Source organism: Saccharopolyspora pogona (genome assembly GCF_014697215.1).
Lineage (GTDB): Bacteria > Actinomycetota > Actinomycetes > Mycobacteriales > Pseudonocardiaceae > Saccharopolyspora > Saccharopolyspora hattusasensis.
The window spans coordinates 6,261,580-6,283,066 of the sequence record NZ_CP031142.1; the positions used below are offsets into that span (position 1 = coordinate 6,261,580).

At 69.4% G+C, this 21,487-nt stretch carries 21 protein-coding genes, 2 tRNA genes and 1 other RNA gene; 9 read left to right on the plus strand and 15 right to left on the minus strand.

The window, feature by feature from the left end:
• Nucleotides 1-48 precede the first annotated feature (48 nt).
• The 3 genes from DL519_RS29055 to DL519_RS29065 form a co-directional block, all read right to left on the minus strand.
• On the minus strand, nt 49-1,749 hold the full coding sequence (locus DL519_RS29055) for an ABC transporter substrate-binding protein (protein ID WP_223839674.1): 1,701 nt from the start codon (nt 1,747-1,749) through the stop codon (nt 49-51).
• A gap of 459 nt (nt 1,750-2,208) precedes the next feature.
• Nucleotides 2,209-2,805 carry a recombination mediator RecR gene (gene recR, locus DL519_RS29060; protein WP_190819507.1) on the minus strand — a complete coding sequence of 199 codons (597 nt, stop codon included), beginning with the start codon at nt 2,803-2,805 and terminating at the stop codon, nt 2,209-2,211.
• Between the two features lie 89 nt (nt 2,806-2,894).
• Nucleotides 2,895-3,218: a YbaB/EbfC family nucleoid-associated protein gene (locus DL519_RS29065; RefSeq protein ID WP_223840372.1), complete on the minus strand. Its 324-nt coding sequence runs from the start codon at nt 3,216-3,218 to the stop codon at nt 2,895-2,897.
• A 166-nt stretch (nt 3,219-3,384) separates the two neighbouring features.
• Between DL519_RS29065 and DL519_RS29070 the strand changes: the two genes are divergently transcribed.
• Entirely contained in the window at nt 3,385-5,196 is a 1,812-nt protein-coding gene (locus DL519_RS29070; protein WP_190819511.1) for a S9 family peptidase, read from the plus strand.
• A gap of 87 nt (nt 5,197-5,283) precedes the next feature.
• Here the strand turns inward: DL519_RS29070 and DL519_RS29075 are convergent, their stop codons facing one another.
• The 4 genes from DL519_RS29075 to DL519_RS50420 form a co-directional block, all read right to left on the minus strand.
• Nucleotides 5,284-7,506 carry a DNA polymerase III subunit gamma and tau gene (locus tag DL519_RS29075; protein WP_190819513.1) on the minus strand — a complete coding sequence of 741 codons (2,223 nt, stop codon included), beginning with the start codon at nt 7,504-7,506 and terminating at the stop codon, nt 5,284-5,286.
• Between the two features lie 95 nt (nt 7,507-7,601).
• Nucleotides 7,602-7,696, minus strand: an RNA gene (gene ffs, locus DL519_RS29080) — signal recognition particle sRNA small type.
• 1 nt (nt 7,697) lies between these two features.
• Nucleotides 7,698-7,937: a hypothetical protein gene (locus DL519_RS29085; protein WP_190824639.1), complete on the minus strand. Its 240-nt coding sequence runs from the start codon at nt 7,935-7,937 to the stop codon at nt 7,698-7,700.
• Nucleotides 7,912-8,175 carry a GNAT family N-acetyltransferase gene (locus DL519_RS50420; RefSeq protein WP_223839676.1) on the minus strand — a complete coding sequence of 88 codons (264 nt, stop codon included), beginning with the start codon at nt 8,173-8,175 and terminating at the stop codon, nt 7,912-7,914. The genes DL519_RS29085 and DL519_RS50420 overlap by 26 nt, the downstream gene beginning before the upstream one ends.
• Nucleotides 8,176-8,210: 35 nt before the next feature.
• Between DL519_RS50420 and DL519_RS29095 the strand changes: the two genes are divergently transcribed.
• A complete protein-coding gene (locus DL519_RS29095) occupies nt 8,211-8,474 on the plus strand; it encodes a hypothetical protein (protein ID WP_190819515.1) in 264 nt (87 codons plus the stop codon).
• Between the two features lie 488 nt (nt 8,475-8,962).
• Here DL519_RS29095 and lysX read toward each other — a convergent pair whose 3' ends face one another.
• The 3 genes from lysX to DL519_RS29110 all read right to left on the minus strand — a co-directional run bounded on the left by lysX (nt 8,963) and on the right by DL519_RS29110 (nt 11,644).
• Nucleotides 8,963-10,471: a bifunctional lysylphosphatidylglycerol synthetase/lysine--tRNA ligase LysX gene (lysX, locus tag DL519_RS29100; protein ID WP_190819517.1), complete on the minus strand. Its 1,509-nt coding sequence runs from the start codon at nt 10,469-10,471 to the stop codon at nt 8,963-8,965.
• Between the two features lie 51 nt (nt 10,472-10,522).
• A complete protein-coding gene (locus DL519_RS29105) occupies nt 10,523-10,807 on the minus strand; it encodes a PqqD family protein (RefSeq protein WP_190819518.1) in 285 nt (94 codons plus the stop codon).
• A gap of 78 nt (nt 10,808-10,885) precedes the next feature.
• Nucleotides 10,886-11,644 carry a tyrosine-type recombinase/integrase gene (locus DL519_RS29110; RefSeq protein WP_190819520.1) on the minus strand — a complete coding sequence of 253 codons (759 nt, stop codon included), beginning with the start codon at nt 11,642-11,644 and terminating at the stop codon, nt 10,886-10,888.
• 119 nt (nt 11,645-11,763) lie between these two features.
• Here DL519_RS29110 and DL519_RS29115 point away from each other — a divergent pair.
• Nucleotides 11,764-11,849: transfer RNA gene (locus DL519_RS29115), tRNA-Ser, on the plus strand.
• Between the two features lie 137 nt (nt 11,850-11,986).
• Nucleotides 11,987-13,354 (plus strand): FAD-binding oxidoreductase, encoded by a 1,368-nt coding sequence (locus tag DL519_RS29120; protein ID WP_190819522.1) that lies wholly within the window; start codon nt 11,987-11,989, stop codon nt 13,352-13,354.
• Between the two features lie 295 nt (nt 13,355-13,649).
• Here the strand turns inward: DL519_RS29120 and DL519_RS29125 are convergent, their stop codons facing one another.
• Nucleotides 13,650-15,446 (minus strand): endonuclease/exonuclease/phosphatase family protein, encoded by a 1,797-nt coding sequence (locus DL519_RS29125; RefSeq protein WP_190819523.1) that lies wholly within the window; start codon nt 15,444-15,446, stop codon nt 13,650-13,652.
• A 325-nt stretch (nt 15,447-15,771) separates the two neighbouring features.
• On the opposite strand from DL519_RS29125, the gene DL519_RS29130 reads away from it, so the two are divergent.
• Nucleotides 15,772-16,302, plus strand: a complete 531-nt coding sequence (locus tag DL519_RS29130) for a hypothetical protein (RefSeq protein ID WP_190819525.1) — start codon at nt 15,772-15,774, stop codon at nt 16,300-16,302.
• A gap of 203 nt (nt 16,303-16,505) precedes the next feature.
• Here the strand turns inward: DL519_RS29130 and DL519_RS29135 are convergent.
• Both DL519_RS29135 and DL519_RS29140 read right to left on the minus strand, forming a co-directional pair.
• A tRNA-Ser gene (locus DL519_RS29135) sits at nt 16,506-16,591 on the minus strand.
• Between the two features lie 44 nt (nt 16,592-16,635).
• Nucleotides 16,636-17,196: an RNA polymerase sigma factor gene (locus tag DL519_RS29140; protein ID WP_190819527.1), complete on the minus strand. Its 561-nt coding sequence runs from the start codon at nt 17,194-17,196 to the stop codon at nt 16,636-16,638.
• 262 nt (nt 17,197-17,458) lie between these two features.
• Here DL519_RS29140 and DL519_RS29145 point away from each other — a divergent pair, with 262 nt between their 5' ends.
• Nucleotides 17,459-17,857, plus strand: a complete 399-nt coding sequence (locus DL519_RS29145) for a hypothetical protein (RefSeq protein ID WP_190819529.1) — start codon at nt 17,459-17,461, stop codon at nt 17,855-17,857.
• Nucleotides 17,858-17,866: 9 nt separating this feature from the next.
• Here the strand turns inward: DL519_RS29145 and DL519_RS29150 are convergent, their stop codons facing one another.
• Together DL519_RS29150 and DL519_RS29155 are read right to left on the minus strand one after the other, a co-directional pair.
• Complete coding sequence (locus tag DL519_RS29150; protein WP_190819531.1) at nt 17,867-18,343, minus strand: nucleoside deaminase; 477 nt, start codon at nt 18,341-18,343, stop codon at nt 17,867-17,869.
• The gene (locus DL519_RS29155) at nt 18,340-18,828 is read right to left on the minus strand and encodes a tRNA adenosine deaminase-associated protein (RefSeq protein WP_190819532.1); all 489 of its coding nucleotides are present in this window, start codon (nt 18,826-18,828) and stop codon (nt 18,340-18,342) included. The genes DL519_RS29150 and DL519_RS29155 overlap by 4 nt, the downstream gene beginning before the upstream one ends.
• 122 nt (nt 18,829-18,950) lie before the next feature.
• Between DL519_RS29155 and DL519_RS29160 the strand changes: the two genes are divergently transcribed.
• The 3 genes from DL519_RS29160 (at nt 18,951) to DL519_RS29170 (ending at nt 21,477) form a co-directional block, all read left to right on the plus strand.
• On the plus strand, nt 18,951-19,919 hold the full coding sequence (locus DL519_RS29160; protein WP_190819533.1) for a prephenate dehydrogenase: 969 nt from the start codon (nt 18,951-18,953) through the stop codon (nt 19,917-19,919).
• A 406-nt stretch (nt 19,920-20,325) separates the two neighbouring features.
• Nucleotides 20,326-20,640: a hypothetical protein gene (locus DL519_RS29165; protein WP_190819534.1), complete on the plus strand. Its 315-nt coding sequence runs from the start codon at nt 20,326-20,328 to the stop codon at nt 20,638-20,640.
• 144 nt (nt 20,641-20,784) lie between these two features.
• Nucleotides 20,785-21,477 (plus strand): TetR/AcrR family transcriptional regulator, encoded by a 693-nt coding sequence (locus DL519_RS29170; protein WP_190819535.1) that lies wholly within the window; start codon nt 20,785-20,787, stop codon nt 21,475-21,477.
• The last annotated feature ends 10 nt before the right edge of the window (nt 21,478-21,487 follow it).

Genomic DNA, 21,487 nt, shown 5'->3' on the forward strand with positions numbered 1-21,487 from the left:
GACGGTCCCCGTGCGGGAGCCGCGCCGATTTCGCGCGAAATCGTCAACTCACTTCTCCGAGACGCTGACCGACGCGAACTCCTCGGCGGTCAACGGCGACGTCTGCAACCCGTGCACCCGCGGGCTGGTCACGATCGCCGGCGGCGAGTGCGACAGCGGCACGGCGGGCAGGTACTCGGACATCAGCTTCCGGTTCATGTCCTGGTACATCTGGTTGCGCTTGGCCTCATCCGGCTCGCCGTCGGCGGCCTTCAGCTGCGCTGCCAGCTCCTCGCCCCACGGCGAGGCCGCGGTGTAGAAGCGGTTGGTCGGCGTGCCGAAGAAGGTGCCGATGAAGTTGTCCGGCGTGTTGTAGTCGCCGGTCCAGCCGAGCAGGAAGATGTCGGCCTTGGCGTTGTCCACGTCGTCGATGTAGCCGCCGTTCCACGGCTTGCTCACCGGGTTGATGGTGAAGCCCGCCTCGCGCAAGTCCTCGGCGAGGGCGTTGTAGATGCCCTGCGGGTCCGGCATGTACGGCCGGGTCACCTCGGTGGGCCAGTAGAAGTTCAACGTCACGTTCGGCATGCCTGCCTCGGCGAGCAGCTGCTTGGCCTTCGCCGGGTCGTGTGGGTACTGCTGGACGTCCTCGGCGTAGCCGTCCACCGTCTTCGGGTAGAACTGGGTGGCCACCGAGGCGCCTTCCGGCATGTTGGACTTGACCAGCGTCTCCCGGTCCACCGCGTACGCCAGCGCCTGCCGCACCTTCAGGTTCTGCAGCGCCGGGTTGTTCTTCTGGGTGATGCCCAGGTACATGATGTTGAACGGGTCGCGGACCTGGACGTTGTTGCCGGCGTCGCGCAGCGCCTTGAGGTCGGCGGCGTTGGGGTAGTCGTAGCCGTCGATGGCGCCCGACTCCAGCTCCTGCTTGCGCACCGTCTCGTCCGGGATGATGCGGAAGATCAGCTCGTTGAGCTTGGCCTTCTCACCCCAGTACTCCTCGTTGCGGGCCAGCTTGATGGTGCCGTTGCTCTCGTCGTAGGACGCGAACTTGAACGGGCCGGTGCCGGTCGGGTGCGCCTTGGCGTACTCCGGGTAGACGAAGCTGTCGCCCTGCGCCTGCACGTTGTTGGCCTGGTACTGGTCCATCGCGGTCGGCGACTGCATGCTGAACGACGGCAGCCCGAGGATGTCCGGGAACTTCGAGCTTGCGCGGGTCAGGTGGACCACGGCCGTGGCCGCGTCCGGCGCGTCGCACGCCTGGTACAGCGACGGGGTCTTGCCATCGGCGAACCCACCGAAGTTCTCGATCCAGTAGTAGGACAGCGCGTTGTTCTGACCGGCGCCGGTCTGGCTGAACATGCGCTGGAAGTTCTTGCACACCGCTTCGCCGTTGAAGTCGGTGCCGTCGTGGAACTTCACGCCCTGGCGGAGCTTGAAGGTCCAGGTCTTGCCGTCCGGGCTGTGCTCCCAGCTCTCGGCGAGCTCCGGTTGGACGTCGGACGAACCCGGCTTGAAGCCGACGAGACCTTCCATGATCTGACGGGTGACCCGGAAGGTCTCGCCGTCGGAGGCGTAGAAGGGGTCGAACAGGTCGGGTGCGCCGGCCGCGCCGAAGGTGAGCGTGCCGCCTTCACCGCCGCCGCCGGCCTCGCGCTGCGATTGCGCGCAGGCCGCCAGCGAGGTCGCCGCGACGATGGCGACGCCAGCGGTCACAACACGACGCCGCGTGCTTGAACCGCGACGCGGCCCCGCCGATGGAGCTCTACTCATGGAAGCACCTCGGTGTGTCTCAGGTCTCAAAGTTCCGTGAGACTAACTCGCATTCGGAGTTGGGTGGAGCACCTGAGGTTACGATCCAGCTACTTAGGCGCGCCTAAGGAAAACCCGATTTATCGGGCATTCACCCACGTGGGCGAGGGCATTGAGCCGCCTGGACGACCCGGAAGAACTATCGGATAACCCCGGAAAGCGGTAAAAATTGCGGAAATGCGCGCCCACCACGAGCGATTCTGGCGATGGGCGAACGCCTCCGGCGATACCGCCCGCGGCCCGCCTTCAACCCGACCGGGTCGCGATGCCGGGGCTCCAGGCCAGCGCACATCAACCGGATCGGCGTCACCGCAGCAAAAACAAAATGCTCGTGAGTACTTTGGGCCAAACTCAACAGCCGTTATCACGACCCGAAGTACTCACGAGCATTCACCAGGAGAAACGCGCGGGGCTCGGGAATCACATGGCGCGGCGGCCGGAGAGGGCGCGGCCGAGCGTCAGTTCGTCGGCGAACTCCAGGTCGCCACCCATCGGCAGGCCGGACGCCAGCCGCGTGACCGTCAGACCGGGGAAGTCCCGCAGCATTCGCAGCAGGTACGTCGCGGTCGCCTCGCCCTCGGTGTTCGGGTCCGTCGCGATGATCACCTCGGTGATGTCGTCCTGCCCGATGCGGGCCAGCAGCTCGCGCACCCGCAGCTGGTCCGGCCCCACCCCGGACAGCGGATCCAGCGCGCCGCCGAGCACGTGGTAGCGCCCCTTGAACTCGCGGGTGCGCTCGACCGCCAGTACGTCCTTGGGTTCCTCGACGACGCACACCAGCGCCGTGTCCCGCCGGGCGTCCCGGCAGATGCGGCAGGTCGTCTCCTCCGAGACGTTGCCGCAGACGTCGCAGAACACCACGCCTTCCTTGACCTTCTGCAGGACCTCCTGCAGCCGGGTCACGTCCGCGGGCTCCGCGGCGAGCAGGTGGAAGGCGATGCGCTGCGCGCTCTTCGGACCGATGCCCGGCAGCCTGCCGAGCTCATCGATCAAATCCTGAACCGGACCTTCGTACACTTATCGCTCGTTTCCAGGGGTTCGGTGCAGTTTCAACTGAAACCGCACTCCCCGCCGACGACGGTGTGCGGTTCCAGCTGAAACTGTGATCACATGCCCGGCAGGCTGAGACCGCCGAGGCCCCCACCGCCCAGCGCACCGGTGAGCGGACCCATCTTCTCGGCCTGCAGCTCCTGCGCCGCCCGGTTGGCGTCGCGGACCGCCGCGACGACCAGGTCGGCCAGCGTCTCGGTGTCCTCCGGGTCGGCCGCCTTCGGGTCGATCGACAGCCCCTTCAGCTCGCCCGCACCGCTGACGGTCGCGGTGACCATGCCGCCACCGGCGCTGCCGGTGACCTCGGCGACGGCGAGCTCCTGCTGCGCAGTCATCAGCTGCTGCTGCATCTTCTGCGCCTGTTCCATGATCTGCTGCATGTTCGGCTGGCCACCAGGCTGCACGTGATCCTCCTCCGGCTGGCGCGTGCGCGTACCCCAATTCGGGCTACGCCACCAGCCTAGAGAACGCGCGGCCCGCCCTGCCTGGCGGTGCGGGTGGCGGCGGGCCCTGGGCGGTGGGGGCGAGGCATGACATGGTGATCGCATGGCACTGGACATCGTGCGGTTGCTGGAGCTGACCAGCTGGCGGGCCTTCGACGTGTCCGCCACCGGCCGGGTCCTGGCCGGCTCTGACGAGTCCGGTTCCACCCAGCTCGTCGAGCTCGCCGACGGCGAGCAGACCCCGCTGACCGCCCTGCCCGGCGCGGTGACCGGCCGCTACCTGCCCGGCGAGCGCGCCGTGGTCGTGCAGCACGACACCAACGGCAACGAGCGCGGCCAGCTCTCCTTGCTGCGCCTGGACCAACCGCGCGCCCGCCCGGCGCAGCTGCGCGACCTGGAGCCGCTGGTCCGCGACCCCGAACACGTGCACCGGCTGCTCGATGTCCTGCCCGGCCGGATCGTCTACGCGACCAACCGCCGCAACGGCGGGGACTTCGACGTGGTGATCCGCAACGTGGCCACCGGCGACGAGCAGGTCGCCTACGACGGTGGCGGCATGGTCATGGAGGCGGCGGCCTCGCGGGACGGCCGCCACCTGGCGCTGACGGTGCCCGCCGACCCGCCGATGTCCGACCAGCTCCTCCTGGTCGACACGACAGCACCCGGGAACGTGCTCACGCTGACCGGCCGCGACGTGCCGGCCCGGCACGTCCAACTCGGCTGGCTGCCCGACGGGCTGGTCGTCACCACCAACGCCGACCGGGACCTCACCGGCATCGCGCACCTCGACCCGCGGACCGGGGCGCGTCGGTGGCTGGTGACCTCCGACGAGCACGACCTCACCGGCTGGCTCTCCCCGGACGGTTCGACGCTGCTCGTGCAGGCCAACGAGGACGGCGTGAGCCGGCTCGCGCTGCACGACGCGACCGGGTACCTGCTGCGGGCCGTCCGGCTGCCCGCCGACGGCTGGTGTGCGTTCCCGCTGCCCACCCCGGCCTGGTCACCGGACTCGCGGTTCGTCGCGCTGTCCTTCAGCGCCGCAACGGTTCCGGGCGAGGCGCTGCTGGTGAACGCCGCGACCGGCGAATGCGAGTCGCTGACCGGTTCCGCGGAGCAGCTCCGCGGCCAGCGCCCGGTCGAGCCGAGCGCTCACCGGGTGCCGACCCGCGACGGCGAGCAGCTGCCGTGCTTCGTCTACTCGCCGCGCGAGGCCGATCCGCGACTGGCCGGCTCGGCGGTGCTGATCATCCACGGCGGCCCGGAGAGCCAGTCGGTGCGGACGTTCAACCCGATAGTCCAGGCCCTCGTCGCCCAGGGGCACACGGTGCTGGTGCCCAACGTCCGCGGCTCCACCGGCTACGGGAAGCGCTGGTACTCGGCCGACGATGGGCGCAACCGGCTGGAGTCGGTGACCGACCTCAGCGACCTGCACGACTGGCTGCCGTCGATCGGACTGGACCCGAAGCGCGCGGCGCTGTGGGGTGGCTCGTACGGCGGGTACATGGTGCTCGCCGGGCTGGCGTTCCAGCCGGAGCGGTGGGCGGCCGGAGTCGACATCGTCGGGATCTCGTCCCTGGTCACGTTCCTGGAGAGGACCGCCGCCTACCGGCGCGCGCACCGCGAGCGCGAATACGGTTCGCTCGCGGCCGATGCCGAATTCCTGCGCGTGGCGTCGCCGCTGACCGAGGTCGCATCCATCACGGCGCCGCTGTTCGTGCTGCACGGGGCGAACGACCCACGGGTGCCGTTGTCCGAGGCGGAGCAGATCGCGGCGGCGGTCCGCGCCAAGGGCCTGGAGTGCGAGCTCCGGGTCTACGACGACGAGGGCCACGGCCTGGCCAAACGCGCCAACCGCCTCGACGCCTACCCGGGAGCGGTGGCCTTCCTGGCCCGCCACCTGGCAAAGCAAGCCTGACCTCACCGGACGGGCGGCTGGCCGGGCGAGAAACCGCCGCCCGTTTCCAGGGGGCTCCGAGAGCACGGTGCCGCTTCGCGGAAGGGCTCAGTTGTCGATCCGGCGGGCGCCGAGCTCACGCTCGAAGAGTTCCACCGCCGCCGCTTCGGGGTCCGGCCCCACCTGGGCGCCGGCGTCCATCGGGGACGACTCGGCGAGCATCGTCTCCGGGTCTTCCTCGTCGTCGGAGACCGGCGGACGCGGTGCCCGCGACGGTTCCGGGGGCTTGGGCGGCTCCGGAGGCGGCGGCACGTCGTCCGGCGGCGGGGGCTCGTCGTCCGGCGGCTCGGGCGGCGGCGGGATGTCGTCCGGCTCCGGCGGACGCGGCACCGAACCCTGGCGCGCGGGCGAACCCGCCTGCGGCCGAGAGGGCGCCCGACCGTTGGCGGCCTGCCCACCGGCCTGCGGATTCGCGGCCTGACCGTTGGACGGCTGGGCACTGGACTCGCTCTGCTGGGTCGACCGGCGCTGCGGCGGCTGCTTGGGCGCGGCAGGTCGAGCCGGAGGCGGCGGTGCGGCACCGGCCTCGACGCACTGGATTTCCCACTCACCGCCGACCACCTCGCGCAGCGAGTCCCGGACGAAGTCCAGCCGCCGCTGTTGAGCGAGCTGCTTGACCAGCCCGGACGTCGGCATCGACAGCACCAGCGTGCCGCCGTTGAGGTCCTGCACCGTCGCGTTGAGCAGCAACGCCTGCGTCGGCCGGTTCCGCTTCGCGACGGCCTGCAGGACGTCCGACCACACCCTCCGCACCTCGGCAGCACCAGCGGGCGCTGCCGCCGCTGGCGCTGCCGCCGGACGCGGCTCCGCCGCTGCAGCGGGACGCGGCGCCTGCTCAGCCGCCTGCGGCGGTGTCGCAGGCGCGGGTCGCGGCTCGGCGGTCGGCCGCGGCTCGGCCTCCTGCGGAGGCGTCGCACGCTCCGGGGCTGCCCCGGCAGGCGCTGCCGCCGCTGCTGGGCGTGGCTCCGCCGGCGCCTGCGACGGGGCTGCCTCCTGCGCTGCGCGCTCGTGCGGCCGCTGGAAGACGCGCTTCGGCCGCGCATCGGCGTCCGCCGCTGGCGCAGCAGCCTGCCCGGCCGGAGCGATGTCGGGAGCACCCTCACCGGGCGCGATGGTCATGCGGCGCTCGACGCGCTCTAACCGTTGCAGCAGAGCGGTTTCCGAGTCGGATGCGGCCGGCAGCAGCATCCGCGCGCAGAGCAGTTCGAGCAGCAGCCGGGGCGCGGTGGCACCGCGCATCTCGGAAAGTCCGGTGTGGACGATCTCGGAGAACCGGGAAAGCGTTGCCGCGCCGAGCTGTTCGGCCTGGCTCTGCATCCGGGCGAGCTCGTCCCCGGCGGCCTCCACCAGTCCGCGCTGCGCGGCGTCCGGCACCGAGTTGAGCAGCACCAGGTCGCGCAGCCGGTCGAGCAGGTCGGAGCCGAACCGGCGCGGGTCGTGCCCGGCTTCCACGAGCCGGTCGATGGTGCCGTACACAGCGGCGCCGTCGCCCGCGGCGAGCGCGTCGACCACGTCGTCGATCAGCGCGACGTCGGTGACCCCCAGCAGCGCCATCGCGCGCTCGTAGGTGACGCCGTCGGGCCCCGCCCCGGCGAGCAGCTGGTCGAGCACGCTCAGCGTGTCGCGGGCGGACCCGCCACCGGCCCGGATCACCAGCGGGTACACCGCGGGCTCGACCTGCACGCCTTCGTCGCGGCAGATGCGGTCGATCAGCTCGCGCATCACGCCCGGCGGCATCAGCCGGAACGGGTAGTGGTGGGTCCGGGACCGGATGGTGGTGAGCACCTTGTCCGGTTCGGTGGTGGCGAAGACGAAGATCAAGTGTTCCGGCGGTTCCTCGACGATCTTCAGCAGGGCGTTGAAGCCCTGCGTGGTGACCATGTGAGCCTCGTCGATGATGAAGATCCGGTACTGCGACTGGGCGGGCGCGAAGAAAGCCCGATCGCGCAGCTCGCGGGTGTCGTCGACGCCACCGTGGCTGGCCGCGTCGAGTTCGACGACGTCGACGCTGCCGCCGCCTTCCGGCGCGAGCGCGACGCACGAGTCGCATTCGCCGCACGGGTCGGCGGTCGGGCCCTGCGCGCAGTTCAGCGAGCGGGCGAGGATGCGTGCGCTGGAGGTCTTGCCGCACCCGCGCGGCCCGGAGAACAGGTACGCGTGGTTGATCCGGCCGGCGGACAGCGCGGTCCGCAGCGGCTCGGTGACGTGGTCTTGCCCGACGACCTCAGCGAAGGTCGCCGGCCGGTACTTGCGGTAAAGGGCGAGCGCCACGGTGGAAACCCTACGCGGTGAGCACGACAACCCGAACACGGCCTGAAACCCGCCCCGGACCTGCCGGTCAAGCCCGGAGAGCGGTCCCCAGAAAAATAAGGGGACCCCGCGCACCCGCCAGAGCCCGCTTACCCTTGCTGCCTTCCGGCCCTGGGGGAGTTCACAGGATGGACGCCGCACGAGGTCCGCGTTCAGTGTAACCCGAAGCCCCGATAGCCCCGGAACGCGACCCCGCCGCAACGTTTCCACGCGCCCACAGCACGCCGTTCGACCTGTTCAGCACGCTGAACCAGATCCGCCACCGCGATCTTCCGAACCTCCGGACAACCGGCGGACGAGTTGTCCAGTCGACCGCCCTGGTCGTACTCGCCGAGACCAAGCAGCTCGACGTCGCAGTAGCCGCGCTCACTCGCCCACACGCAGGCGGACACTCAGCTGGGCGCCTAGGGCCCGGAAACCGAGTGCAGTGGCCACTCTTCGGGATGCCTCCGGGCGCGCCCGCCACTGGGGCAGCAGACCAGCGTCGAGTGCATGGGCCACTGCTGCGGAGGCCACCTGCCGCGCAAGGCCTCTGCCGCGTTGCTTCGGAGCAGTCAGGATGCATAGGTGGGCGGTCGACGCCGGCCACGTCTGGTATCCCGGCCGAAGCCACGGGGCAGAACCCGGCACCGGGCGAGCAGCCCGGCGGCCTCGCCGGATACCTCGTGTCGATCGTGCGCACCGTCCTGCCCGCGGCGTGGGGAGCGCTGATCGCCTGGCTGGTCTCGACCCGGCTGCTCCCCGCCGACCTCGGCGAACAGGCGCAGACCCTCGCCACGACCGTGCTCGTGCCGGTCGCCGGCGCACTGATCTACGCCGCCGCCCGATGGCTGGAAACCCGGCCCGGTTTGCCACGGTCGCTGGCGCACCTGCTGCTCGGGTCCGCCCGCACACCGACCTACAACGCTCCGTCCATTCCTACACACTGATCAGTACCGCTTCAGCGGATTTCGATGCCGGGCGTGGCCGCGATACTGGCTCGAAATTCCGCCTTGATCGCGAGGAGCGTGCCGTGCCAAGTCCCGGGGTCTGTCCAGTCTGCGAGCGAAGAGTTGCCGTAGGCCGCGACGCCAGCGGCCTGCGCAAAATGCACTACATCAACGAGATCCCAATGTTTTTCGGCGGCTACGAGCTGAAGCCTTGTAGGGGCGCCACACCAGAAGGCTCTACGCCGTCAGCTGTGACCATCGCCGATGGCAAGAAGTCGGGCATCCGTTGCCCGTACCCGCCCTGCGGCAAACGGGTGGAGGATACGAAGGATTTCCGTCCCACGAAGCATGCAGGGCCTGATGGCAAGGACTGCCGTGGATGGCTCGACAACCGGCGGGCTCGCCGGTAACCGCGCCTCACCGCTATACGAAGCGCCCCCGCTCCCGGACGGACCGGGAGCGGGGGCGCTGTCGTCGTTGTGGGGCTCTTACTGCTGCTGAGGCTTGACGATCGGGAACAGGATCGTGTCGCGGATGCCCTTGTCGGTGAAGGCCATAAGCAGCCGGTCGATCCCGACGCCGACCCCACCGGTGGGGGGCATGCCGTACTCCAATGCTTCGAGGAAATCCTCGTCAAGCTGCATGGCTTCGGCATCGCCACCGGCGGCGAGCAGGGATTGCTCGGTGAGCCGGCGACGCTGTTCGAGCGGGTCGGTCAGCTCGGTGAAGCCGGTGCCGAGTTCCATGCCCCACCCGATGAGATCCCATTTCTCGGTGAGCAGCGGCTCGTCGGGGTGCTGCCGGGTCAGCGGGGAGGTCTCAATCGGGAAGTCCCGCACGAACGTCGGGTGGACGATGGCGTGCTCGACGAGTTCCTCGAACAGGTACTCGGTGAACTTGCCGTTGCCCCAGCGTGGATCATGCGGCAGGCCGCGGGCATCGGCGAGCTTGGCGAGCGCCTCGACCGAGGTGTGTGGGGTGACCTCCTCGCCGAGTGCCTCGGACACCGAGCCGTACAGCGTGATCGAAGGCCAGTCGCCGCCGATGTCAACCTCGGTGCCGTCGCGCTCGATCACCGTGCCCCCGAGGACGGCCCGCGCCACCTTCTGGATGAGTTCCTGGGTGACCCGCGCGACCTCGTCGTAGTCGGCGTGCGCCTGGTAGAACTCCAGCATCGTGAACTCGGGATTGTGCGTGCTGTCCGCGCCCTCGTTGCGGAAGTTCCGGTTAATCTCGAATACTTTTTCTAGTCCGCCGACGACCAGACGCTTGAGGTAGAGCTCGGGCGCGATCCGCAGATACAGGTCGAGGTCGTAGGCGTTGATGTGCGTGGTGAACGGCCGTGCCGTCGCGCCGCCGTGCACCTGCTGCAACATCGGGGTTTCGACCTCGACGAACCCCTGATCGTGCAAGCCGTCGCGCATCGCGCGCACCGCTGCGGAGCGCTGCAACGCCATCTCGCGCGCCTCGGGATTGACGATCAGGTCGACGTAGCGGCGCCGAACCCGCGACTCGGGGTCGGTGAGGCCCTTGTGCTTCTCGGGTAGTGGGCGCAGAGACTTCGCGGTCAGCACCCACCGCTCGGCCAGAATCGACAGCTCGCCGCGGCGGGACGTGATGATCTCGCCCTCGATACCGACGTGGTCGCCGAGGTCGACGTCGGACTTCCACGCAGCGAGCGACGCCTCGCCGAGCCGGTCGAGCGACAGCATGACCTGAAGATCGCCGGTGACGTCGCGGATCGTGGCGAAGCACAGCTTGCCGCCGGTGCGGTAGAGCATGACGCGACCGGCGACGCCGACCCGTTCGCCGGTGGCCTGGTCCGGGTCGAGGTGGCCGTGTTTCTCCCGGACATCAGCGACCGAGACCGTGCGGGGCGACCGCTCCATGAAGGGGTCGCCCCCGGCGGCCCGGAGCCGGTCGAGCTTCTCGCGGCGGACTCGAATCTGCTCGGGAAGGTCCGCCAGGTCCGCGTTGTCGTCGGACGCGTCAGTCACGGCGGACAGTGTATCTAGCCTGCGGAAACACCCGTCGCTCACCCGGCGTGATCACGCGGTGTCGGCGCTGTGGTCGTGCTTGAGCAGGCCGGCGCGGTACAAGCCGTCGAGGAAGGCGGTCACGTCGGCGAGGGCGGTGTCGTACGCGACGCCGGTCGCGGCGATCTTCCGCGCGATGTCCTCGACCGTGCGGGTGCCGTCGCACTGCTCGACGATGGCCCGGCCGGTCTCGTTGATCAACGCGACCTCGGCGTCACCGTCGGGCACGAGAACCCAGTGATCGCCGACCCGGGTCATGGCGGCGGGCATGCGGCACGGCAGACGGTCGACGCTCATGATCAGTTTCCTCCGATGGTCTTCGTGAGCCAGTGGTGTACCGAGACGGTCGCCCAAAGCGCGGGGCCGAGGTGAAGTTCACCGGCCGCGTAGCGGTCGATCCCGTTGCCAGCGATACCGGCCTGCGTGCCCTGCGGCGGAGCATGTTCTTGATGTCGTCCGTCTTGAGCGCGAGATCGCGGCGCGAGGATAGCCACAGCGCAGGGCGTTCCCGTCCGAATGCTTCTCTCGCTCCTTGAGATAACGAGCCAACGCGAGCGCGGTGCTGTTGCCGAACCCGACAACACGCACCTCGTCTCCCTTGCCACGTACTTGAATCCGTCGCGTCTGAAGATCGGCGTCGGAAAGCTTCAGCGACGCCACTTCTGACACCCGCAGTCCCGTGTCAATGAACAGCAGGATGATCGCGGTGTCTCGCCGCGAAGCGAAGTCGCGACCGCGGCACACCGCAAGCACCCGAGCGTGTTCCTCGTTGGACAACAGCGGCGTGATCTTCTCCGGCACTTGGGGCGGCTCGGTCTTGTCCATCGGGTTCGACGGCATCTCGTCCCGCTTGACCAGCCAGCCGAAGAACACGCGAAGATTGCGGTAGTGGTGTGCGCCGTTGGCGGCGCTGGTCGCTTCGATGATGTCGACGATGAAATCGTCGACGTGGTGCGGCTTGACCCGGTCCGGTTCGAAGTCGAGCCCCTGCTCGGTGAGCCACTCGGCCCACCGCCGTGCGGTGTAGAGGTAGCCACGCTCCGTGTTCGCCGAAAGGTTCTTGGCCTTGATCGTCTTGCGCCAGCGCTGCGCCAGCATGCCCCAGACCGCGGCTGTCGTGTTCGTCGTCCCCATGTCACAAATCCTCGAATCGTGTTGCCTCCGAGCGCTGTGCAAGATCCCGACGGCCACCCGTCACCCCAGGTCAAGACCCGTAACCCCTGTTCAGAAGCCCACCTGCTAGGCTTCCGCACGGAGGATTGGCCGAGCGGCCTAAGGCGCACGATTGGAAATCGTGTTGGGTTAATAGCCCTCACGGGTTCGAATCCCGTATCCTCCGCTGGTCAGAGCCCCGGACGCGACACCGCGACCGGGGCTCTTTCGCGTGCTCCCGGGCCATATGTCCCTGTCCCGTCTCGTCGGCTCGCCGCACCGTTGGTGGCGATGGCGCTGGTTCTTCCGGGCGGGGTGGCTCCGATGGACTTGACGATCGAGACGTTGCGGGAGCGGGTTCGCGGGACCGTGATCAGCCGGCAGGACGACGGTTTCGAGCAGGCCCGAAGCGTTTACAACGCCATGATCGACCGTCGGCCGCAGGTCGTCGTGCGGTGCGTCAACGCCGGGGACGCCGTCGCCACTGTCGACTACGCGCGGGAGAACGGGCTCGACCTCGCCGTGCGCGGTGGTGGGCACAGCGTGCCGGGGTTCGGGACCTGCGACGACGGCGTAGTACTCGACCTGACTCCGATGCACAGCGTTCGGGTTTCGCCGGGCGGCCGGACCGCGCGGGCCGAAGGCGGCACGACCTGGGGCGACGTCGACGCCGCCACTCACGCTTTCGGGCTGGCCACCACCGGCGGCCTCATCTCCACCACCGGCATCGGCGGGCTCACCCTCGGCGGCGGCATCGGGCACCTCGCCCGCGGCCTGGGCCTGTCCTGCGACAACCTGGTCTCCGCGGACGTCGTGACCGCGGCCGGTGAGCTGGTCGTGGCCGACGAGGGCCAGCACGAGGACCTGTTCTGGGCGTTGCGCGGCGGTGGCGGCAACTTCGGCGTGGTGACCTCGTTCGAGTACCGGCTCGCCCCGGTGCGCGACATCTATGGCGGCCTGATCTTCTTCGACGTGGACCAGGCCCCGAACGTGCTGCGCGCCTTCCGCGAGATCATCACCCACGCCCCGGAAGAATTCAGCGCGCTCCCCGCTTTCCAGATCGCGCCACCGCTGCCGTTCATCCCCGAGAACCGGCACGGCGACGTGCTGATCGCGATTGTCGCCTGCTGGGCCGGGCCGATGGACGCGGGCCCGGCCGTCGTCCAGCCCCTGCGCGACATCGCGCCGATCGTCGCCGAACACGTGGGCCCGACGCCTTATCCGCGGCTCAACAGCGCTTTCGACGCGCTCGTCCCGCCTGGTCTCCAGCACTACTGGAAGGCCAACTTCGTCGTCGAGCTGACCGACGAGATGATCGCCGCGCACGCCCGGTTCGGCCCGAAGGTGCCGGCGTTGAACTCGACGGTGCACATCTACCCGATCGACGGCGCTTGCCACCGGGTCGCGGCGGATGCGACGGCGTTCGCCTACCGGGATGCGAACTTCGCGGCCGTCATCGCCGGGATGTGGCCCAACCCGGCGGACAACGAAGCCAACATCGCCTGGGTGCGCGACTACTACGCCGCGACCGCGCCGCACAGCGAGGAGGGCGGGTACGTCAACTTCATGGCCGGCGACGACCAGGACCGGATCAAGGCGAACTACAAGGGGAACTACGACCGGCTGGTCCAGGTGAAGCGCGAGTACGACCCGCAAAACCTCTTCCACCTCAACCAGAACATCCGCCCTTGAACGACGTATTCGCAGGTGGCGGCCCGTGAGCACCCGTGGGTGCTGAACAGGCTGCTTTGGAAGGTGCTGGCATGAAGCGAACGGACCGTTCGCGTCGCCTATTGAAGTGAACAGTCCGTTCGCTTCACACCAACAACCCAGGTTCCACGTCAGATGAACGGAGCGAACGGACCATTCGCGTCGCCTATTGAAGTGAACAGTCCGTTCGCTTCACATCGGTTGGCGAGGCAGAACCAGGCCGCTCCCGCTGCGGCGGCCACCGGAACCGCCCGGCAGGAACGAGCCTGGAAACAGGCTAGAACCGGAGGCGGGCGACCTGGGGGTCGTGGTCGCTGGCCTGGTCGGCGAACTCCGCGTTGATGTGGATGACGTCGTACTCCGCCGTGATCGACGGGGTTGCCAGGATGTGGTCCAGCTGCTGGGAATTGCCCTCGTAGACGTAGCTGTAGCGCTCGGCGGGCGGCAGCGAGTCGGCCAGCGGCACCAGTGCTCCCCCGGTGGTCAGCGGCGCGAGTGCCGGGGCGAAGCCGTAGTCGTTGAGGTCTCCGAGCACCACGACCGCGGCCTCGTCGTTGACCGCCCGCGCCTCGTCGACGAAGGCGCGAACCGCCTGGGCCTGCCGCTCCCGCTGCTCCTCCGACGACCTCGCCGGCGGCTGGAGACGGCCGTGCAGCGGCTGGTCACCGCCCTTGGAGTTGAAGTGGTTGGCAACCACGATCACCGGCGTGCCGCGGAACAGGAACTCGCCCGCCAGCGGCTTGCGGCTGTCCCGCCACGCCTCGTTGGCCGGGTCGATGCGCCCCGGCGATGCGCTCAGCGCGATCCGCGGGCCGTGGGCCACCGGGTGCACCGGCGTGGTCGCGTCGCCACCCGGACGATCCACAAAGGACACCCGGGCCGGGTTGAACAGGAAGGCCACCCGGATGTTCCCGCCGGGCTGCCCGCCGTCGGCGTTGTTCTGCGGGTCGATCTGCCGCCCCTGGTAGCGCGGCCCGCCCGCCGCCACGATCGCGTCGGTGACCTGCTGCAGCGTCTGCTCCGCGGCCACCACGCCGTCGTCGGTCGGCCCGGAGTTGTCCTGGACTTCTTCCAGCGCAACGATGTCCGGCGCGGCGAGCCGGTCGACGACGCCCTCGGCGAGCCGGTCGAACTTGGCCTGGTCGGTGCTCGGGGCGAGGTTCTCGACGTTGTACGTGGCGACGGCGAGCTCGTCGCGTCCCTGCGGCCGCGTCGTCTCCGGCTGCAGGCCGCCCGGCACGTGCTCGCCCAGCCGCCCGGCCTCCAGCACGTACCCACCGAAGCGCGAGTAGTCCAGCGGTCCTTCGGTGCTGCCGCGCAGCCGGTCGCCGACGTTCGCGGCGGGCAACGGCGCGTCCGACGGCGACTCGACCTTCAGCCGCCCGGCGTTGGCTTCGGCGTAGCCGGTGTAGGTGGTGCCGCCGCGGCCGTTCGCGTTCTGCTCGGGCTTGCTGGTGATCCACAGCGCCCGGTAGGCATCGGTCGGCCCGACGACCCGCGCGTCGTCGACGCGCAGCAGCATCCCCTCGCGCGACTCGTAGTAGTCCAGCGCGAATCGCTGCGGCTCCAGCTCACGCTTGTCGATGTTGCCCTCCAGCGGCGCGAACTCGGCAGGGACGGTGTCCGCCCGGAGCACCTCGGCCGGGACGCTGCCCTTGCCGGTGGCCTGCCAGGTCGCCTCGGTGAGCTCGGTGACCGACTGGTTCGGCGTGGTCTCCGGCGTCTCGCCCTCGGCCGTCGGGTAGTACTCCGCGACCAGCCCGGAGACTGCGACCGCTGCGCCGACCGCCACCGCCGGGGTCTGCTTCCCGGTGAACACAAAGAGCCCTTCGCTGGTGCGCGGGTCCGCGTCGGGTTCCGGGTCCTGGAGCCAGAACCCGCGGGCCGAGCCGAAACCACGTACGCCGGTGACCACGCCCGGCACCCCGGCCAACCGCTGGCCGACCAGCGGCGAAACCCGCATGGTCCCCTGGATGTCGTGGATGCGGGCCTGCTGGTGCGGCGCCGCGGCCGCCATGGTCGGCGCCACCAGGAGCGCCGCTGTGGTGGCGGTCAGCAACGACGTGATGCGCACTTCGGCTTCCCCTCGCCAAGCGACGTGGTCGACGAGAAGCTACCGCCGCAAAGCGAGCGGGAAAACACGATCACGTGAGCATGCCAGTATCTCAACCTGCCGTTGCCCTACTAAGATTCTCTCCGCACCAGGGAACCTTCTTGCCGCGATGCGGCTCATGGCCGCGATCCGCCAACTGTTCCGCACGATCCGGGCCATCTAGGCACCCGTTCGGTTGGTGGAACCGCTTTGGATGATCGATTTTGCCGACCGCTGACAACCACCACGGCCCCGGCACGTCTGTCTGATCGAAGAGTCGGAAACAACCCGGTGGTAGGAGAAACAGATGCGCAAGATCAGCCGCATGGCGGTTCTGATCCCCGGCGGGCTGCTGGCCGCAGCGGTGTTCGTGAGCGGGTGCACGTCGCTGGCCGGACAGGCGACACAGGCGCCGACCCCACCCGGATCGGCGGCAGGTGCCGCGAGCATTGCCAACGCCGAGACGGACGCCGGGGCAGGCGCCGTGGCCCCGGACAACCACGCCGTCGACATTGCCGTCGATCTGGAGTTCGCCAAGAACAACGGGGAATGGATGGTCTCCTGGGTCGAAGGCAGGATGGACGACTCCTCCATGGCGGCGCCCCACCCGGTTAGCACCGGCGGACCGGTTCAGGTCGCCGCGCTCGCTCCGGATGTCCAGTTGTTCAGCCCGTTCGAAGGCGCCACGCCGGCCGGCTCACCCCAGATCGACTCGGAGGGACTGGGCGAAGTGCCGGTCACCTTGGACGACTTCATCCAGCAGAGCAACCAGTCGGCCAAGATCTGGCTCGATGAAAACGGCCAGGTCACCAAGATCGCTTCACGGTACCAACCCTGACTAGTACCGCCGGGGGTTCGTGCCGCCGTGTGTCGTGCAGGCAGAGCTAACTCCCGGCCGGGGAGCACGAGCTGATCTACCTGAATGGCATCACGCAAGCCGACCGGGTTGTGACCGGTGCCCTGATGCCCGCCTAACAAGACCAAACGAGACCGCATGATCAAGGGCCGGTCCCCATCTTCACGGGAACCGGCCCTTGCGAGCGGTAGCGGTGGGATTCGAACCCACGGTGGCTGTTAACCACACGCGCTTTCGAGGCGCGCTCCTTCGGCCGCTCGGACACGCTACCGTCAGCCAGGCTACCGGTCACCCGACAGCGCTTGACAGCGGGGGTCAGCGCCAGGCCCGCATCATGCTGGCGAGGCTGGCCCTGGCCCGCGAAAGCCGACCTCGCACCGCCTGCTCACCGGCCCCGACGCGCTGGCCGATCTCGACGTAGGACAGCCCGTCGACCTCCGCGAGCAGCCAGACATCGCGCTGCCGGCTCGGCAGGACCGCGAGCGCGCGCCGCAGCGCCAGCACACCCTCCTCCGCCTCCGCGACCCGCTGCGGATCGGCGATCAGCGCGGCGGACCCGACCGCGGTCCGGTGGTCGGGGATCACGCCGACGGGAGCGGTGCGGCGCGTCCGCCGGCGGCGCAGCACGATCAGGCAGTTCCGGTGGGCGACCTTGAACAACCAGGTCCGCAGGGCGGCCGGTTCGGCGAGTTCGCCGGCCCGCCGCCACACCGCGATGAACGCGTCCTGCACCACGTCCTCCGCCTCGGCCCGGTCGCCGAGCATCCGCAGCGCCATGCCGAAGATCCCGTCGGAATACCGGCGCACCACCAGTTCGAAGGCACCGGTGTCGCCGGTCGCGATGCGCGTGGCCAGGACTGCGTCAGTCGGCTCCACGTCACACTCCCCTGCAACGCGATCAGTCCGCCCGTCTCAAGCGGACGGGCTCATCGTCACAGGCCGGGACACCGATCGCGGTGCGGACAGGCCGCCCGAACCGGTGGAAGCTGCCAGATCCACTCTCCCTCCCACCTTGGGTTCGGGCGGCGCAGTCGACGAGGATGTGGCCGCGGATAAACCCACAAACATCCTTTTACTGCGGCTTTCCCGCGCTGCCTATCGTGCGTCTGGCGCGCGAGGCGCTCGAGAAGGGAGCTATGTGATCGAGATCGAACACCGCCCGTCCGACTCGCCGTACATCGAGCGGGTCTGGAGCAGCAGCGGTGCTTCGGCGGCAACCCGCATGCACTCCATCGCGTACGCGAACTGGGAGCTGGTGGTCTGGGAGGACCGCGGGCCCGTGCATGTCGCGGCCCGGGGGCCGGAGATATCGCCGAGCAGCATGCAGGACGGCTCGGCGATCGTGAACGACAGCGTCGCCCAGCCCGCCGGGGCGGTCGTCGCCGGGCTGTACGTCGTCGATGCGGCCGACATCAACGCCCGCGACCGCGTGGGCCGAGAAGCTCCCCACCGCCCGCTACGGCAGCGTCGACGTGCGCCCCTTGGTCGAATAGGACGGCTGAAACGGGGCCGCCCGGGTGCGGGTCGGTCGTGGTGATGCGGGTTCCTACTCGCGGTGGTCGGCGAAGAAGTCCTCGAGCACCGCCGCGCACCCGTCGGCCAGCACGCCGCCGACCACCTCCGGCCGGTGGTTCAGGCGGCGATCCCGCACCACGTCCCACAGCGAGCCCACCGCGCCGGTGCGGGGTTCCCACACCCCGAACACCACCCTGGCCACTCTGGCCAGCACCAATGCCCCTGCGCACATCGTGCAGGGCTCCACCGTGACCGCCAGCGTGCAACCCTCCAGCCGCCAACCGTCGCCGTGCGCGGCGGCTGCGGCCCGCAACGCGAGGATCTCCGCATGCGCCGTGGGGTCCTGCAGCGCCTCGCGCTGGTTGTGCGCGCTGGCTAGGAGCCGACCCTCCTGATCGACCACGACCGCGCCGATCGGAACATCCCCAGTGGACGGTGCTTCGGCGGCGACTCGCAACGCGGCCCGCACCAGGTCGGCGTCCCCGGCGCGGGCACCAGATGTGCTCACTGGTCCAGCTTCTCCAGCACTTTCGCGAAGTTGTCCCCGAAGCCGCAGCGCTGGGCGATCATCTCCAGCTGCTCGTCCGGGTAGAGGTCGACCTCTTCGATGATCACCAGCAGCTCGCCCTCGGGCAGCCCGAGATCGGACAGGATAGCCAGGTTGCCTTCCGGCCACACCTCTTCGTCGTCCTCATCGGGCGGGTCGATGCGCAGCAGGTCGAGGACGTCCGCCGCGATGTCGTAGTCCAGCGCCGCGGCGGCGTCCGACAGCAGCAGGTCCACCCCTCCGGGCACCGGTCTGATCAGCACGAAGAACTCGTCGTCCACATTGCACATACCGAACACCGCGCCGGTGGAACGCAGCTCGCGCAACGCCGTGATCGAGGCGTCCAGGCCGATCAGCACCGATTTGTCCATCGTGCTGCACCGCCACCGCCCGTCCTCCCGCACCACGGCGACGGCGAAGCCAGCGACCGGCTCCTGCACCGTCATGAGGACACCGTAGAGCGTACGAACGCCACCCGAAAGCACTATTGCGGGCTCGTAACCTTCCGGGCATTGTTTGCCGCTCAACCGGGTGCGTGGCCGGCGGGGAAGTCGGGCAGGATGGACCGATGCGTGCCGTGTGCGTGATCGGACTGGGACTCATCGGTGGCTCGGTGCTGCGAGCCGCCAAAGCCGCCGGACGCCCCGCCTGGGGCACCACCAAGTCGGAGTCGGACGCCACCGCCGCGCGGGCCGACGGTTTCGACGTCCTCGACATCGAGCCGGCCCTGCGCCGAGCCGCCGAGGAGGATGCGCTCGTGGTCGTCGCGACGCCGCTGACCGCCGTGCGCGAGGTGCTGCGGAAGGTCGCCGAACACGCCCCCGAGGCCTGGCTGACTGACGTGGTGAGCGTCAAGGACCCGGTCTCCGCCGAAGTCCGCAGCCTGCTGCCCGGCGCCCGGTACGCCGGTGGCCACCCGATGGCCGGGGTGTCGGGTTCTGGCTGGTCGGTCGGGTCGGGCGAGCTGTTCGCCGGGGCGGCCTGGGCGGTGACAGTTGAGGAGGACACGGCGCTCGCAGCGTGGCGGGAGGCCGCCCAGCTCGCGCTGGACTGCGGCGCCCAGGTGGTGCCCACCTCCGCCGCCTCGCACGACTTCGCGGTCGCGCGCATCTCGCACTTGCCGCACGTGTTCGCCGCAGTGCTCGCGTCGGTCGGGGCCGATGGCGGCCCGCTGGCGCTTTCGCTGGCCGCCGGCTCGTTCCGCGACGGCACCCGGGTCGCGGGTAGCGCGCCGGAGCTGGTGCGTGCCATGACGGAAGGCAACCGGATCGCGCTGCTCGACGCCGTGGACGACGCCCTCGGCCGGCTCGGCGCGGCCCGCGGGTCGCTCGCCTCGACCGGGGGCCTGAAGTCCACAGTGGATGCGGGCCACGACGCGCGGCAGACGCTCGACGAACTCGCGACTACGGCGCGCGCGAGCGCGACCGTGCGGCTCAACGGCGCCGCGCTGGAGCGCCTGCTGGAGCTCGGCGAGCGCGGCGGACGGGTCGTCGCGCTGTCGGCGGAAGCCGCCGCCGTGGAGCTCCCGGTGGCCTGATCACCGCAATTTCCATTATTGAAATCAGAGCTCTGATTTCAATAATGGAGCCTCTTTCGTCCTCGCCGATCCGCAGCTGCGACGCTGGAAGTCCCACCAGGCTGCCGCAAGCGGCGTAGCCGCCTTTGCCCACCCTCGCAACTGGCACCGCTGTGGGTTCTCAGCGGTCTTCTCACGAGGACAGCCCGGACGCCGCTGGTCATACACAAGTCCGGGATCCCACAGGTTCCGCCACCCGCGCCGCAATGCAAGAAGAGGCTGGAAGACACTCGACGAAACCGAGGGATTCTGGGCATTAAGAGAGGCCGCCCTGTGCGTTGAGGCGGCCTCTCCATGATCCGCTCCGACCACTGCCGGGCAGGATGGCCCTCACCTGGTCCCGCTCGTCAGCATGGGTCGGGCGGCGATGTCCGGTCGGCTACCGCTGCTCGCCGGGTCCCAGTTCGGGATCGCCGAGGAACTCCTCGCCCTTCTCCACGGCCTTGTCGATCTACTCCTCGTGACCGAACTTCTCCTTGGCCACGTCGGCCGCCCTGTCCAGGCCCTGCTCGACCTACTCGCCGTGTTCCTCGCCGGGGTTCTGCAGGCGGTCCTTGAACTCGCCAAATCCCATGGTGCTCCCTTCCGGGCGGCGGGGAAAGCCCTTTCGGTATGGGGGGGCTGCCTGCAGAAGCTAAGCCCGCCCAGGCGGCAGCGCGCGCCGGCTGGTGCTTCCGGGTGACGCGTCAAGACCGCGTCAAGGCGGACCCGAGGTCCATTGCCCGCCGCTGCGGCTAGCGCTATGGTGACGGATGACCGGTTGACCAGATTTCAAATCTGGTCAATACGTCATCGCAAGCGCCTATCCGGACCAAGGAGACACACCATGCCGCAGCCCACCGAACGTGCCGACCGCATCCTTGACGCGGCCGGCGAGCTGATGATTCGGCTGGGCTACCGGAAGGTGACCATCGAGGACATCGCCAAGCAGGCCGGCGTCGGCAAGGGCACCGTCTACCTGCACTGGCGCACCAAGGAGCGGCTGTTCGAATCGCTGTTCCTGCGCGAATCGGTGGACCTGATCACCGAACTCGTCGACGCCGTGCGCCGCGACCCCGACGAGGTCCGGCCGCACCGGTTCCTGCAGAACTCGTTCCTGGCCACCCAGCGCAGGCCGCTGATGCGGGCGCTGGTCACCGGCGACGCGGAACTGCTCGGCAACCTCAAGCAGGCCTCGGCTCAGATCCGCGGGCAGGAGTTCACCACCCGCTACTTCGAGCTGATCACCAAGTACGACCTCGTCCGCGACGACGTGCCGCACCTGATCTTTTCGATGAGCGCCGCCGTCACCGGGTTCTTCATGGTGGACAACATCAACCCGCACCTGGCGGGCCCGGACGACCGCGCCAAGGCGGACGCGCTGGCGCTGACCGTCCGCCGCGCCTTCGAACCCGAGCAAGGACCGGACCGCGCCTCGCTGATCTCGGCCGCGGCCGAGATCAGCGCGCTGTTCGACGAGATCAACGCGAACTACCGGAAGTGGATCTACACCTCCGAGATGGACATGGAGCGCACCTGACCGGTGGCGC

What these genes read in the sequence shown, in the direction of transcription:
- DL519_RS29055 (WP_223839674.1), bottom strand. Translation starts at nt 1,749, where the DNA reads ATGAGTAGAGCTCCATCGGCGGGGCCGCGTCGCGGTTCAAGCACGCGG.
- DL519_RS29065 (WP_223840372.1), bottom strand. Translation starts at nt 3,218, where the DNA reads ATGCAGCAGATCATGGAACAGGCGCAGAAGATGCAGCAGCAGCTGATG.
- DL519_RS29070 (WP_190819511.1), top strand. Translation starts at nt 3,385, where the DNA reads ATGGCACTGGACATCGTGCGGTTGCTGGAGCTGACCAGCTGGCGGGCC.
- DL519_RS29105 (WP_190819518.1), bottom strand. Translation starts at nt 10,807, where the DNA reads ATGAGCGTCGACCGTCTGCCGTGCCGCATGCCCGCCGCCATGACCCGG.
- DL519_RS29110 (WP_190819520.1), bottom strand. Translation starts at nt 11,644, where the DNA reads ATGGGGACGACGAACACGACAGCCGCGGTCTGGGGCATGCTGGCGCAG.
- DL519_RS29120 (WP_190819522.1), top strand. Translation starts at nt 11,987, where the DNA reads ATGGACTTGACGATCGAGACGTTGCGGGAGCGGGTTCGCGGGACCGTG.
- DL519_RS29130 (WP_190819525.1), top strand. Translation starts at nt 15,772, where the DNA reads ATGCGCAAGATCAGCCGCATGGCGGTTCTGATCCCCGGCGGGCTGCTG.
- DL519_RS29155 (WP_190819532.1), bottom strand. Translation starts at nt 18,828, where the DNA reads ATGACGGTGCAGGAGCCGGTCGCTGGCTTCGCCGTCGCCGTGGTGCGG.
- DL519_RS29160 (WP_190819533.1), top strand. Translation starts at nt 18,951, where the DNA reads ATGCGTGCCGTGTGCGTGATCGGACTGGGACTCATCGGTGGCTCGGTG.
- DL519_RS29165 (WP_190819534.1), top strand. Translation starts at nt 20,326, where the DNA reads ATGTCCGGTCGGCTACCGCTGCTCGCCGGGTCCCAGTTCGGGATCGCC.
- DL519_RS29170 (WP_190819535.1), top strand. Translation starts at nt 20,785, where the DNA reads ATGCCGCAGCCCACCGAACGTGCCGACCGCATCCTTGACGCGGCCGGC.